Below are 14681 nucleotides of genomic sequence, written 5' to 3'. Positions count from 1 at the left end.
ATCTGGACATATAAAAATCCCTCCATAATTATCAAATGAATTATTGTATTTCATCTGACAACCATAAAGGGATTATCACACTGGACTCGCTTTTTTATTGTAACTAAATGCTATTTCATTCAATTATTTCTAACCAAAGTCGAAAGTTTGTGAGAACTGCCCCTAATGATACAGCAATCATAATTTGCTTAGACACAATATTTGTTTTGTTATTTATTGGTAGCTTTTTTTAATAGATGTTCAGCATAAAGGGCAATGAAAACACCAATTATTAAAATAGCAGTTGCTAATTCGATTGATAATTGAAAACCGCTATAAAGCGAAGTGGTTTTGTTAATACCAGTCGCGATTAATTTTTGCTCTTGGTTAGATAGTATTCCGACAAAGAGTGGTGTACCTAACGCAGATCCTAACTGAATGAAGGTATTACTAATTGCGATAGCATCTGTTTGTTCTTTTGCGGTTAAAGTTACCAGCATATTCGATTGGTTTGGCGCAAACGAAAGTGAAATACCTAGATATATCAGAATATCGATTAAAGTAATAATAGAAGCAGATGTGAATGAAGTAACACGACTCATAACAGCTAAACCGATGACCATAACCATTAATCCACCGGGGATTAGGAGGGCTCCGCTAAATTTATCATATATTTTTCCAGAAACTAAAGTTAATAAACTGCAAATAATGGTTGCCGGGAAAATGCGTAATGCTGCAGCAAGAGGACTTAAATGTAGCCCGTTTTCGAAAATCATTGGTAGTAAAATATTCATAGAAAATTGGACCATCTGTAACATAATTAAAATGATAGCACCTAGTAAAAAGGATTTATTACTGAGTAGTTTTACATTGAGCATAGGAAAATTTAACTTTAATTGTCGTTGATAAAACCAGAGTAGAGAGATAATACCAATGGCTAATAACAAATATTTTTCCCATTGAACCCCAGAACTATTAATAATACTTAGAAAATAAACAATTGTAACTAATCCTAGTGAAGAAAGAATAATTGACAAAACATCAATTGGTGCTTTTGCTTCTATATTCTTAATGGAGGTAGTCCACAATATACCACCCAAAATAGTTATTAAAATTATAGGCAATAAAAGCCAAAATAAGATTCTCCAACTAGCAAATTGTAACAGTTCACCTGAAATAATTGGGCCTAATGATGGACCAAACAAAATAACGCAGGTACAAACACCCATAATAAAGCCCTTTTTTTCGTTAAGGGTAATTTTTAAAGCTGTATTCATCATAATTGGAACTAGTAGCCCAGTACCAGTGGCTTGAAGCATTCTTGAACTTAACAAGCAAACAAAATTAGGAGATAATGCTGCAAAAAAAGTTCCGAGAGCAAATAAGGTTAATGCACCGCAAAAAAGTTGGGTAGTACTAAATCTACGAATTAAAAAAGCAGATAGTGGAACCATCACAACAACCACAAGAATGTAACCTGTAGACAACCATTGAACTGTGGCAGCATTGACTTGAAATGAAGTCATCAATTTAGGCAATGCGACATTCAAAATAGTTTCGTTAAAAAGGGACAAAAAACCGCCTAAAAGTAAAACCGCTAATGTTAATTTGAAATTTTGTTTTTTAACCAACGAGAAGACCTCATTTCTTTAAAAGCTAATGTATTTGGCGACTGCTAGTTAATTTTTCTTTCCAGACATAACTATATTTTTCTAATAGGTCTTGTACTTCTAGAGGCTTATGGCCGGTAAGCTTTTCAACATCATGCGAGATAACAGCCATTTGACTTTGCGCAATGCCTTTTTCATTTGTAACCATGTCATTTGTACAAAATGGAACAGGCGAACGAGAATAATCACCATCAGTAGTTTCTGGGATTCCAAGATTAGTCAAGTAATCATGAAATTCAGTATCATTCATTGCTTGATATTTAAAGGAGATTCCTGATTTTTGAGCAATCATTTCACAAATATCACGCTCACTGACAGGGTTTAAACTTGTAATGTCATAGTCTTGGTTATCTGTTCCTTTTCCTAGTAAAAGAGCAGCCGCTACTCTAGCGCTATCATCTTTTGCGATGAAAGTTGCTTTTCCTTCCCCTGCATTAGTTCCCCAGACATTATTACTCAACATAGCTAAAATAACAGAAACAGTGACGTAATTTTCCATGTAGAGATTATTACGCATAATATTATATTTAAGACCGCTAGATTTAATGTATTTTTCTGTTGGTCGATGATCTTCTAGGACGTATTGATGATATCCAGGACGATTGGCACCAACAAATGAAGTATATGTTAAATGGGAAACACCAGCTGCTTTAATGGCATCGATTACATTTTTATGTTGTGCAACTCGCTTAGGTCCGTTAATAATACTGGATACAAAGAAAATACGATCGCCTCCAGTAAACGCAGCAATCATCCCATTTTTATCATTATAGTCAGCTTTGCGTAATTCAACACCAGCATCAAGCCAGCGTTGTTGTTTTTCTGTAGGGATTCGTGAAGGGTCAGGTGCCGTAAAAATTAATTGGTCTCCAGAAACAGAATTTAACATATTCTCAGCTACGCGTCCACCTAATTGTCCATCTGCTCCAGTAACGATATATTTCATGTGTAATTCCACCTTTCAAAATAATGTTAAAAGATTAACAATCTTTCGCCATTATCATAACAGCGAAAAGTAGTACAGTGAAATCATTTATTGTGATAATATATAAATAAAGGTTATAAATAAAAGAAGGAAGTTGATTTGATGGAGTTTCATCAATTAGAATGCTTTGTTGTTTTAGCTGAGACACTTAACTTTTCAACAACAGCCAAAACGTTATTCATTTCACAACCAGCAGTTACAGCTCAAATCAATAAGTTAGAAAATGAAATTGGTTGTTTACTGTTTAATCGGAATACTAGAAATGTTCAACTTACAGCAGCTGGTGAAAAATTATATGCTAGTTCTAAAAATATTTTGGTGGATTTAAATAATATGATTATGATTACGCGGCATAGTGCCCAAGAATCAACACTAGATTTTACAATCGGATATGAAAACAACTTGTTAAACAACGAACTATTACCATTGATTATAAAAAAGTTTAACCAGAAATATCCACGAATCAATGTAATCTTAAAAATGACAAATTTTCGTGAAAAAAACAATTTATTTGAAAGCAATCAAGTTGATGTCTTATTTACGATTCAAGACTTTACTACTACCAAAAGAAAAGATAATTTTATTGAACTCTATCGTGGTAAATTTGTTTGTACAGTTTCTTTAAAGTCAAAACTTAAAGCACTCCCAGAAATATCTGCTAGTCAATTAGGAAAACAAACATTGATACTATTAAATCCTATTACAGCGCCACCTGAAATGAATCTTTTTGAGAGAACGCTAATGAAAGAGAATCCTCAAATACCAATAATTTTTTCAGATAATCAAATTAGTGGATTAATTATGACCAAAAGTAACTTAGGTATTGCGATTATGCCTGATTTTATTGCTGGTAATGACTCTGAGGTTGCTATAATTCCCTATAAGAGTCAAAAATATGTTTCTTTTGGTTTATTAAAGAATACAGTTTCTCCTAGTGGAAATGAATTAATTGGTTCTTTTGAAGAAATTAGTAAGGAGGTTTATGGTGAATATACGCAACAAATGTGTAAGAAATAAATTGTGGCGAGTAAAAAAGACGAATGAATTTTAAACTAGAGACTATCTCAATCCTTATGCTACAATTAGATAAAAGGAGAGAAATCGTGTCAGTTATAATTTCAGTGCAGCAAGTGGTAACAATGTTTATTTTAATGTTGGTTGGCTATTTGTGTAGTCAATTAAAGTTCATTCATGAGCAGACAGCAAAAGACATGACAAATTTGTTGTTGTATATTGTTTCACCATGCTTAATTGTTAATGCTTTTTTACAAAAATTTTCATGGAAAAGATTGGAAATCTTTGGAATGATTTTTTTAGTAGTTCTTGCAAGCATGTTAGTAATGATAGTTTTGAGTAAAGTGATTTTTGCTAGAAGAATTATCAAGGCCCCAGCTAAAAGAGCAGTACTATTATATAGTGCTACATATTCAAATGCTGGATTTATGGGAATTCCGCTTGCGCAAGCAATTATTGGAAATAATGGTGTCTTTTTTGCTGTGCCATATTTAGTCGTTTACAATCTATTTATGTGGACGCATGGCAAAGGGTTGTTTCAACTTAAAAATCGTGAATCATTAGGACTGAGGTTGCGTGATGCAATAATAAATCCCAATATAATCGCAACTGCAGTGGGATTATTGCTATTCATTTTACAAATTAAGCTTCCTAGTATAGTTAAATCACCAATAACGTATATTACTGACTTGAACACACCGCTAAGTATGTTAGTAATTGGAACTAATCTGGGCGCTCTAAATTTACATAATGCTTGGAAAGATAAACTGGCTTGGAGTGCTGTTTTGGTACGTAATCTTATTTTTCCTATTATCGTGATGTTGTTGCTTTTTAATGTATCGCTTGGTCAAGAAGCCACTTTAACAACATTAATTTTGATAAGTTGTCCGGTCGCCGGAACAATAGTTTTATTTAGTTTGTTAAGTAATTTTGATATTGAGTTTCCCACAAAGATTATGTGTTTATCAACATTAGTATCGATTGTTACCGTACCTTTGATGATTTTATTGGCTAGTATTTTAGGAATTTAGTGAAAAAGCTTGAAAATTGTTGTGATTTTGTATAAAATGGATAAATGCATGGATAAACGAAGGGAGGTTTAACACATGTCAAAAAATACACATGTTGGAGTTGCTAACGATCGTCGTCCAGTGAACTCAAAGAATATTAAAAAGCGCCGTGGACAACATCAAGCTGTTTTAAACTTCTTGAAGGATCGTGAAGAAACTGAAAAGAAGTAAGAAATAAGAGTAAAGCGTGCGACAACCACGTGGAGCTCGTCTTATTACATTAAGGTGAAATAAGCTTAACTCGAGTGGGCTGATGGAACTGTAATAAGACTTGTTCAATTAATTGGATAAAGAATAGCTCCACATGGGCCCTGATGTGAAAGGTGCGCATGTGGATTTATTTTATTTATAGCACTTTGCATTACTAGTAATTAATAAAAAACTAAAAGTTAGTTTTGAGATTAGTGCATTAAAACAATTTTAGTAGGTTAATGATAATGTATGATTGGTTTTGTTGAATGAATCATATTGTTTAAAGTTGGATTAGTTGTTAATGAACAGAGCCTTTTATAATAGTTAAAAGCTTCCAAAAAATGGTAGATTATAAAAGAATGGATTCAAATAATAATTAAAACGGTGATAGTGACTATATATTGTAGATTTTATTAATTCTATAGAATATGTAGTTATTAGTTATTTAGTGGAATTTAAACAGTATCCAGAAAAAATTGAGCGAATTAAGTTCTTTTATTCAAATAAGCATCTTTTTCAAGTATCGATACTTCAAGGTCTGCGTTATAATAGGGTAAACGAACCTTGGAAGGAAGAGGTATAAATGCGAATTAATGTCATTCAACATGCACCAAACGAAGGGCCAGGAGCAATTGCAGACTGGGCACACGATCATGGACATCAGATGTATGTATATCATCCAGTATTTTTTGATGGTAATTTGCCAACCGCAGCGGAAACTGATTTATTAGTGCTATTAGGTGGACCTATGAGTGTTAATGATAAAGATACTTGGATTTTGCAAGAGCGGGCATTAATTGCAAACATGTTAGATTTACATAAACCAGTTTTTGGTGTATGTTTTGGGCTACAACAAATAGCTCAAACTATTGGTGGTGAGGTTTCTGCTGGGCCAAAGGAAGCTGGCTGGGGAATGGTTGAGCGACAAAGTAATATTATTTCTGATATTCCAGTAGCATTGACGGTCTTTCATTGGCATGCTGAACAATGTCATTTTCCAGCATATATTTCCCGGGACATAACTACTTTGTTTAGTAGCGAATATACAGCTAATCAAGGAGTATTAATTGGGGACAATGTGATTGGCTTGCAATTTCATTGTGAAACATTAACAGATAATGTACGTGAAATTGTAATTAATGATGGTAAATATATAAAGAATTCTGAAATTCATCAGTATGCTGATGAAATAATGGCTTATCCGATTCCAGCCACTAATAAAAAAATATTATATAGATTGTTGGATTTTATTACCAACAAATAGAGAGGATAATTGTATTGGGAACAAAAGACAATTCTTTTGAAAATTTAATAGAACAGGAGAAAAAAATAACTGAACAGATTTTATTTTTACAAGAAAAATTAAAGAAAAGTAAACAACAACGAGAAGCTCATGTTAATAGTTTGTTACGTAAGGAAGTTTTGAGCTTTCTTGGTATTGATGATGATGAAATTTCAGATCCTGATGATGTTAAGAAAGTTACTGAAAAACTACGAGAACTCAAGACACTTAAGAAAGTGACACGTGAGAAAGAAAAAGTAGCGAACGGAACTGAAAATAGTGCTCCATATATAATTCGTGAGAAAAAATCAGCTAATAAAAATATTAATAGGAATATTAATAAAGAACAGCATAAAGATAAAGTAAAGCCAGCGAAGGTTTTACAATTAAATGCAGCTAAAAATGAACAAGTTCAAAAGCCTAAAAAAGAAAATACTGTGGCAGAGTATGAAAATATTCCTTCTGATGACATTAATCGCGCACGAAATTCATTAACCGTGGGAATACAGAAAAGTTATAATTTAGCTAGTTCAAAACTTGATTATGATGTTGAACGGAATGTATTTGTGGTCAATGACAATAAGACAAGATTAGGTTTTACTCAACCACGGACAAAAAAGATGCCTACGTTAAGAGTTGATAGTCGACAACGTCCAACTAAGGCAAGTATGTGGGTAGTAAAGGAAAACTTACCTAAAATTAGTAATAAAGAACCAATAAACACAGATCCAGTGGGCTTTACAGATGGATTTACGCGTGGACATTTAATTGCGCGTAGCTTGTTTGATGATCGCATTTTTAAGACTAAGAATACTAAAAGAACAAATTTGACACCACAAACACGGTGGTCAAATGGAGTTTTACAAACAGAAATAGAAAATGAAGTTCTTGGTGCTACACGTGTGCATGATAATGTACGTTATCAAGTTGAACCTATGTATCATAACAGTACAGAAGTAATTCCAAGATGTTATCATATTCAAGCACGTAGTCGAGATGGAAAGTTTAAGCTAAATGTGATTGTGCCAAATGTTGAACCGGGATATAGAATTAATTATTTAACTGGAACAATGACTCCAGCAACAGAATAATTAAAAGGAAGGCTGATAAAAAAAGTGAGTATTTTAGAAGTTGAACACTTATCTATGGCTTTTGCAGATAAGCAATTGTACGAAGATGCAAGTTTTAGGCTTAATAAAGAGGACCATATGGGAATCATTGGACAAAATGGTGCAGGGAAATCAACTTTAATTAAGTTGATTACTGAGCAGGAATTGCCTGATGAAGGAATGATTAAGTGGCAACGCAATACTAAAATTGGTTATTTGGACCAATATGCTCAATCTGCACATGATTTAACGGTTGAAGCCTTTTTGAAAACAGCATTTGCGCAATTATATATGATTGCTGAAAAGCAAGCTGCATGTTATGCAAAGTATGCAGAAAATTTAGACGATACTTTGCTAGAAAAAGCTGGGCGGTATCAAGAAATTTTAGAAGCTAATGACTTCTATGGTATCGATACTAAAATTGATCAAATAATGGTAGGACTAGGAATTGACGCTATTGGAAAAAATCATCAAGTTAGTGAGTGTTCAGGTGGACAACGCTCTAAAATTATTTTAGCCAAGCTTCTTTTAGAAAAGCCAGATGTCCTTTTGCTAGATGAGCCAACTAATTACTTGGATGTGGAACATATTGAATGGTTGACAGGATACCTAAATGATTTTAGTGGTTGCTTTATGGTTATTTCACATGATTTTGATTTTTTGGAAAACATTACAAATACAATTGTTGACGTAGCATTTGGAAAAATTACCAAATATACGGGTAGTTTCAAATCTGCATTGAAGCAAAAAGAGATTAAAAAAGAAGTTCAGCAAAAAGCTTATGAAAAGCAAAGACAGCAGATTGAAAAAGATGAAGCCTACATTCGTAAAAATAAAGCGGGAACGAGGGCAACAATGGCAAAATCACGGCAGAGAAGATTGGATAAAATTGATCGACTTACACCACCAAGTGATAATTTACAAGCGCATTTTAATTTTCCATATATTGAGTTGCTTTCTTCAGCAACTTTGACTGTTAACAAGCTATCAGTAGGTTATAAACATCCATTACTTTCACCTGTTACGTTTGCAATGAGTCATGGTGAAAAGGTTGTTCTAAAGGGCTTTAATGGTGTTGGGAAATCAACATTGATTAAATCAATTCTAGGGTTAATTCCTAATTTTGGGGGACAGGCCCAATTTGTCGATGCAGCAATTGTTAACTATTTTATACAAGATTTGACCTGGGATAATCCCCAACAAACACCTTTGCAGACAGTACAAGATATTTATCCTAAGCTTGAGCCCAAAACGATTCGACAAAGGTTAGCTCGAGCTGGGATTAATGCTGCAAATGCAATTAAGCCAATGAATCTCTTAAGTGGTGGAGAGCAGACAAAAGTTAAATTGTGTTTGCTTGAATTAAAGCCTAGCAATTTTTTGATTATGGATGAACCGACCAATCACTTAGATGACGAAACAAAAAATGCATTGCGAGATGCATTACAAGCATTTCCAGGTAATGTGCTATTAGTTACGCATGAATCCTCTTTTTATGCTGGATGGGCTGATAAAATTTTTGATGTAGAGTCAATTCGTTTAGAAAAATAATATAAAAAGATGTTTAGTTTTTTAGTGGATGAATTGCTTAAGTTTATTTTGAAGTTAAATTTTTATTGCTTGGATTGACATTGTTGCATTTCAACCGTATAGTTTAAAGTGACGATTTTGAAAAAGGGGCTCCGAATAGATGAAAAAAAGTAATTTGATTTACTGGTTTGTAGCTGTTTGCTTAATTGTAGTAACAGGCTTTACAGCTATACATGTCCATAATGCAGATCAAAAAAATGCAGTAAAAATGGCTAAAGAAGCGAAAGCGAGTTCTTTAGTTGCTAAGAAAGAAAAGAAAATTAATAAAGAAATTAAAAGTAGGATGCGTAATCCAATAAGTTGGACAAAATCATCATTAACAGGTGATTATCCTGATGTTAATCTTAAAAAATATAAGAATACTAAGAAACATAAAAATCGGTTATGGGTAGAGGTTTCTACAAAGAAACAACGGGTTTATATTAAATCTGGAACTTATACATTGTATACTATGTATGCTTCAGTTGCTAAAAATTATGACAAAGGTCAAGACCAATATCAAAAAACACCTAATGGAGTCTTTATAATAGACAAAAAGCGGGGGAGTTCATATTTTGATGCAACACGAGGTTATGGTGCTCTTTACTGGACGGCGTTTGCTGGCAAGGGATTGTATCGTTTTGAGTCTGTACCGGTCAATGAAGATGGCAATGTGATTGAGAAATTGGCACAACAATTAGGTAAAAAAGTTACGAAAAAGAATAACGTTAATGCATATGGCTCAATTAGATTGTCGATAGCTGATGCAAAATGGTTTGAAGAGAATATTCCTGCAGGAACACGAGTTGTCATTCATACTAATAATAGTGACGATGATTTCAATGATTTTGACAATTAGTATTTAATGAAAATAAGCCCTTGAATTTATAATGTTTATGATGTAACATGAACATGTTATTAATATTAGATTAAAACATTGATCGGAACAAGTAAGCATGGACTAGGGTTAAGAGAGCTAACGTTTGGTGAGAGTTAGACGAATATAAGTGCTGAAATCACCCGTAAGTTGCATATGAATAAGATATGATGGGAGCGCCCATTACAGCGTCAGCGAATCGCTTAGTATCAATTAATCTATTAGGCTGTACGTTTGAGGCAATATTATAAGTATTGTAAATAAAAGGTGGTACCACGTTAAAAAACGTCCTTTGACTTTTAATAGTCAAAGGACGTTTTTTGGTGTAGATCAATGTAAAAAAGAGGTGGTTGTCATGAAAGACAGTGGTATTAGTGGCATTAAAGCGAAAACTCAGAAGATGAACGCTTGAATGTTATTAAGTGTTCATAAATAAATGAATGCGAGGGAAAAAAGATGTACGGAAAAGTGAAGGATAGTTTTGTTAAGGGATTAGTATTTTTATTAGGTGTAGTTGTTTTTGTAATGGCAGTTACTACTGATAACGTGCAAGCAAGCAGTAAGGTTTTGCATTGGAGTGAGACAGCGGAAATGCAGACACTTGATCCGTCTTTAGTCGAAGATCAAGTTAGTTCTGATATTATTGCTAACAGTAATGAAGGTTTGTATCGATTGGGAAAAAATGCAAAGCCTGAAAATGCATTAGCAACAAGTACAAAAGTATCAAAGGATGGCTTAAAATATACGTTTACGTTGCGCAAAAATGCTAAGTGGTCAAATGGTGACAAAGTAACAGCACAAGATTTTGTTTATTCATGGAGACGAACTGTAAATCCTAAAACAGCATCTGCTTATTCCTATTTATTTGAAGGTATAAAAAATGCAGATGATATTATAAACAGTAAAAAGTCTTATAAGATGTTGGGTGTTAAAGCAGACGGTAAGTATAAGCTGGTAGTAACATTAGAAAAAAAGATTCCTTATTTTAAGTTATTAATGGGCTTCACAGTTTTCTATCCACAAAATCAAAAAGCAGTTGAAAAATTTGGTAAGAAATACGGTACTGCTGCAAAATATATGGTTTATAATGGTCCATTTAAAGTGGTTGGTTGGACAGGCTCTAACTTACAATGGAAATTAGTCAAGAATCAAGATTATTGGGATAAAAAAGATGTTAAATTAAATAAAATCACTTTCCAAGTTACTAAGAGTACTACCACCTCATATAACTTATATCAAAGTGGAAAACTTGATCAAACATATTTAGATGCAACACAAGCACGTGAATTGAAAAATAATAAGGAATTTGTTGCTTATCACCAAGCACGGACAAATTATCTTGAATATAATCAAACAAAGAAAGCGCTGAAAAACAAAAAAATTCGTCAAGCAATCGCATATGCTATAAATCGTAAACAATTAGTCAATAAAGTTCTAGGAAATGGATCGATGACGGTTACAGGGTTAGTTTCTAAAGATTTGGCAAGTTATAATGGCACAGATTTTTCGAAAGCACAGGCTACAGGGACAGGCGCTGTTTATAATTTACAAAAAGCTAAAAAGCTCTGGAAAGAGGGCTTAAAAGAGTTAGGTGTTTCTAAGCTGTCGTTATCATTATTAGGTGACGATGATGATGTAAGTAAAAGCGTAACAACTTATTTACAAAGTCAGCTAGAACAACATCTATCCGGCTTGTCAGTTAGCGTTTCAAATGTACCTAAGAAAACGAGAATTTCAAAATCACAAAGTGGAGATTTTGATTTAGTATTATCTGGTTGGGCTGCTGATTTTTCTGATCCAATTAGTTTTGTGGATATGTTTACAACTAATGGCAGCTATAATAATGGTAAATGGTCAAACACAACATATGATAATTTGATTGCTGCGGCTAAGGGAACAGATGCATCTAATGAAAAAGCACGGTGGAGTGACATGGTCAAAGCATCACAATTATTGAATAATGACCAAGCAATTGCGCCATTATACCAGTTGTCACAGGCTGCGATGCTAAAATCTGATGTAAAAGGTATCATCTACAATACGGCAGGAGTCCAATTTAATTGGAAGAATGCGTATGTTAAATAGAGTATTTAATAAACAAGAATGTGACTACAGAAAATAGATAATAATTACAATAAATAGAGAGTCTGAGATTTTTGGGGGAGCACCTCATTTTATCTCAGATTTTCTATTTGTTTCAAAATGTTTGGTATTAAATAATATATCTCAGTTTTAAATAAAATAGAGAGTTTTGTATATTTTTTATAGTTAAGAATGAACGAGTGTGTCAATCTCAGAGAGGGGATATTTAAGCAACCAATTAATAAATTGAATAAGTGATTCGTCTCTAGGTGATGAAAGAGTAGCAACACCATAGGCTAAATTAGTTGTGTAGTTTAGGGGAATTGTTTTGAAAAAGTTAGTATCAGGAAAATTAATAAAGTTAGGCATAAAAGTAATACCTAGATTAGCTTTAACCATTGTAGTGGCAATTGATACATCGTTGGCGTAGAGAATAGCTTCTTTAGGGCAAATTATTTTGATGGCTTCTTGTAGTTTAAGCTGTTTAGGAGGACACCAATCATCATTTAGTAATATCAGCGATTGATTTTTCAAATCAGTTAATTTAATACTATGTTTGTTATTAAGGATATTACTATTAGGAACCAGAGCACAAAAATAACCATGCATAAGAGTTATAAAAGATAGTTTTTGTTCACTTGAAACATCATCTTGAGTAGTGAATATAATATCACTTTCCTGATTTAAAACGTGTTGCTTTAATAGCGTATGATTGAAGTTTTCTAAATAAATTTTTGTATTTGGATATGTTTTTCGATATTTCTTGATAAGTGAGGGTAAAATATAAGACTCAAAGGGTGTACCTGTTGTTCCTAAAGTAAGCAGACTATTTTCAGTTTGATAGATATCACGGGCTTCAATAACTGTCTTGTTGAAGTTGTTGAGAATATTTTTAATGCGAGGATAGCAAAAAGCACCTCCTTTTGTTAAAACAACTTTTCTTTTTGTCCTTTTAAATAGCTTAAATCCAAGTTCTTCTTCGATGGATTTGATAGCTTGTGAAACAGCAGATTGAGAAATATGCGTTTCTTTTGCAGTAAGAGAAAAATTTAATGTTTCAGATAAACTAACAAATACTTTCAAATGATCAAGGTTCAAGAAAAGCGCCTCCTTTTAATAAGTTTTGCTTCTTAATGATAGCATTTTTTGAGCAAACTTTGAATGATATTGTGATATATTTAATAAAAGAGAAAGAGTTAATCTATAACAAATTTGTTTAATATATAGGTCTATTGAAAAATTTACAGCTGTTAAATTTTATTTCGATATTTTTTTGTATTTTAATTCACAATTAGGAGGATTATCTGATGGAAAATAAATTGAATGATCAAAAGATAAGCAGCACAATTGAAACAGAGGTTCTTGTCGTTGGAGCGGGAAATGCTGGGATGATGGCTGCTGCCGCAGCTGCTGAAAAAGGCGCACAAGTTATGATAATTGAAAAAGAAGATAGTATTAATTTACTGCGTTTAGGTCTTGCTGGAGTTGGTACTAATGCTCAAAAAAGAGCAGGGATGACCATAGATAAATATGAATTAGTCGAATATCTTGCAGCATTTGCACAACATAATGTTGATGAAGGTTTGATTTATCATTGGGCAAATAACAGTGCAGAAGCTGTTAATTGGGTAGAGGATAATATTTTGAAACCGCATGGAGCACATTTACGTGCTGAACCTGACTCGTTGGTCACCAGTAGTGCATACCAGGGCTTTTCAACTGAAAATGATCCAACTATTGATGACGAAACTTTTGTATCTTATGGTACATGGTTTCAAGAAAAAATTGCTGCGCTAGGTGTGAATTTAAGTTTTAAAATGGCATTAGTAAAAATAATAAAAGAAGGAAATGTTGCTGTTGCCGCAATTGTAAAAAATATATCCTCAGGAGAATTAATTAAGATTAATGTATCAAAGGGAATTATTTTATGCACAGGTGGATATTCTGCAAATGAAGAACTTTTAAAAAAATGGAATCCACTAGCATTAAAGAAAAATGTTTATAATGATAGTCCAAGAAATAATGGAGCGGGGATTGTCTCGGCTTTAGATATTGGAGCTATTAAAGATGAAGAGCCAGCCGAATGTATTTTTGATAGAGGATTAGTTCCTGTAGGAAAAAAGACAGAAGAAATGTATGTTCAAACGGCAACTTATGAAGATTGGCTGTGGTTGGGTAGTCATCCATTATTGAAAGTTAATTTACGTGGGGAAAGATTTGCTAATGAATCTGTTCCATATCAATTTACAGTCAACGCTGCAAGTAAACAACCAGGTTATCTTTATGCAATGATCTGGGATGACAATTTTGACGAATATGCAAAACAATTTCATACATTAGGCTGTGCTCGAGTAGGTTTTCCAGGATATATGGCTAATGCAAAAAAACTACGTGAAGATACGCAGCGGTATGTTGATAAAGGATTGGTTGTGCAAGCAGATTCTATTGAAGAATTAGCTGAAAAGCTACAGTTACCAGCTGAAAATCTTAAAAAGACAGTTTTGCGAAACAATGAATTAGTGAAGATGAATATTGATAAAGACTTTGGCAAAGAAGCATATAGATTAACTCCTATTAATAAGAAACCTTACTATGGCTGTATTTTAGGTGGACGAATCTTATGTACTTCAGATGGATTAAGAGTTAATAAAAAAATGGAAGTTCTTGATGCAAATTATGAGCCTATTCATAATTTATATGCAGCAGGCAATGATAGTGGTGGCTTTTTCTTTGGCAGTTACCCAGACAGAGTTCCAGGATTAGCAGCAAGTCATGCGCAAACATTTGGACGTTTGGCGGGTCAGTCAGCAGCAAAATAATAAATGGTTTTCTAAATAAGCGGCAAATATAAA

12 protein-coding genes and 1 other annotated feature are annotated in these 14681 nt (G+C 33.2%); of the genes, 9 read left to right on the top strand and 3 right to left on the bottom strand.

The annotated features are described in order from the left end of the window. Positions 1–209: 209 nt before the first annotated feature. Together LB941_RS10650 and LB941_RS10645 are read right to left on the bottom strand one after the other, a co-directional pair. Entirely contained in the window at positions 210–1610 is a 1401-nt protein-coding gene (locus LB941_RS10650; RefSeq protein WP_253361951.1) for an MFS transporter, read from the bottom strand. Positions 1611–1635: 25 nt separating this feature from the next. After that, a complete protein-coding gene (locus LB941_RS10645; RefSeq protein ID WP_253361950.1) occupies positions 1636–2595 on the bottom strand; it encodes an NmrA family NAD(P)-binding protein in 960 nt (319 codons plus the stop codon). A gap of 141 nt (positions 2596–2736) precedes the next feature. On the opposite strand from LB941_RS10645, the gene LB941_RS10640 reads away from it, so the two are divergent. The 8 genes from LB941_RS10640 to LB941_RS10610 all read left to right on the top strand — a co-directional run bounded on the left by LB941_RS10640 (position 2737) and on the right by LB941_RS10610 (position 11832). Beyond that, positions 2737–3651: a LysR family transcriptional regulator gene (locus LB941_RS10640; protein ID WP_253361949.1), complete on the top strand. Its 915-nt coding sequence runs from the start codon at positions 2737–2739 to the stop codon at positions 3649–3651. An 86-nt stretch (positions 3652–3737) separates the two neighbouring features. Further along, complete coding sequence (locus tag LB941_RS10635; RefSeq protein WP_253361948.1) at positions 3738–4679, top strand: AEC family transporter; 942 nt, start codon at positions 3738–3740, stop codon at positions 4677–4679. A gap of 75 nt (positions 4680–4754) precedes the next feature. Then, entirely contained in the window at positions 4755–4889 is a 135-nt protein-coding gene (locus LB941_RS12545) for a hypothetical protein (protein ID WP_275980030.1), read from the top strand. Between the two features lie 604 nt (positions 4890–5493). Beyond that, complete coding sequence (locus LB941_RS10630; RefSeq protein ID WP_253361947.1) at positions 5494–6174, top strand: type 1 glutamine amidotransferase; 681 nt, start codon at positions 5494–5496, stop codon at positions 6172–6174. A gap of 14 nt (positions 6175–6188) precedes the next feature. Then, positions 6189–7283, top strand: a complete 1095-nt coding sequence (locus LB941_RS10625) for a DNA/RNA non-specific endonuclease (protein WP_253361946.1) — start codon at positions 6189–6191, stop codon at positions 7281–7283. Positions 7284–7307: 24 nt separating this feature from the next. Next, entirely contained in the window at positions 7308–8852 is a 1545-nt protein-coding gene (locus LB941_RS10620) for an ABC-F family ATP-binding cassette domain-containing protein (RefSeq protein ID WP_253361945.1), read from the top strand. A 139-nt stretch (positions 8853–8991) separates the two neighbouring features. Further along, the gene (locus LB941_RS10615) at positions 8992–9729 is read left to right on the top strand and encodes a L,D-transpeptidase (RefSeq protein WP_253361944.1); all 738 of its coding nucleotides are present in this window, start codon (positions 8992–8994) and stop codon (positions 9727–9729) included. Between the two features lie 69 nt (positions 9730–9798). Further along, positions 9799–10043 (top strand) — a binding site (T-box leader). Positions 10044–10203: 160 nt separating this feature from the next. Further along, positions 10204–11832, top strand: a complete 1629-nt coding sequence (locus tag LB941_RS10610; RefSeq protein ID WP_425270536.1) for a peptide ABC transporter substrate-binding protein — start codon at positions 10204–10206, stop codon at positions 11830–11832. Between the two features lie 183 nt (positions 11833–12015). On the opposite strand, the gene LB941_RS10605 is transcribed toward LB941_RS10610, so the two are convergent. Further along, complete coding sequence (locus tag LB941_RS10605) at positions 12016–12927, bottom strand: LysR family transcriptional regulator (RefSeq protein WP_253361943.1); 912 nt, start codon at positions 12925–12927, stop codon at positions 12016–12018. A 209-nt stretch (positions 12928–13136) separates the two neighbouring features. Here LB941_RS10605 and LB941_RS10600 point away from each other — a divergent pair, with 209 nt between their 5' ends. Beyond that, complete coding sequence (locus LB941_RS10600; protein ID WP_253361942.1) at positions 13137–14648, top strand: FAD-dependent oxidoreductase; 1512 nt, start codon at positions 13137–13139, stop codon at positions 14646–14648. Positions 14649–14681: the final 33 nt, after the last annotated feature.

Source organism: Ligilactobacillus ubinensis (genome assembly GCF_024160875.1).
Lineage (GTDB): Bacteria > Bacillota > Bacilli > Lactobacillales > Lactobacillaceae > Ligilactobacillus > Ligilactobacillus ubinensis.
This window is presented reverse-complemented; position numbering and strand designations above follow the sequence as displayed.

What these genes read in the sequence shown, in the direction of transcription:
- LB941_RS10640 (WP_253361949.1), top strand. Translation starts at nt 2,737, where the DNA reads ATGGAGTTTCATCAATTAGAATGCTTTGTTGTTTTAGCTGAGACACTT.
- LB941_RS10630 (WP_253361947.1), top strand. Translation starts at nt 5,494, where the DNA reads ATGCGAATTAATGTCATTCAACATGCACCAAACGAAGGGCCAGGAGCA.
- LB941_RS10645 (WP_253361950.1), bottom strand. Translation starts at nt 2,595, where the DNA reads ATGAAATATATCGTTACTGGAGCAGATGGACAATTAGGTGGACGCGTA.
- LB941_RS10615 (WP_253361944.1), top strand. Translation starts at nt 8,992, where the DNA reads ATGAAAAAAAGTAATTTGATTTACTGGTTTGTAGCTGTTTGCTTAATT.
- LB941_RS10610 (WP_425270536.1), top strand. Translation starts at nt 10,204, where the DNA reads ATGTACGGAAAAGTGAAGGATAGTTTTGTTAAGGGATTAGTATTTTTA.
- LB941_RS10600 (WP_253361942.1), top strand. Translation starts at nt 13,137, where the DNA reads ATGGAAAATAAATTGAATGATCAAAAGATAAGCAGCACAATTGAAACA.
- LB941_RS12545 (WP_275980030.1), top strand. Translation starts at nt 4,755, where the DNA reads ATGTCAAAAAATACACATGTTGGAGTTGCTAACGATCGTCGTCCAGTG.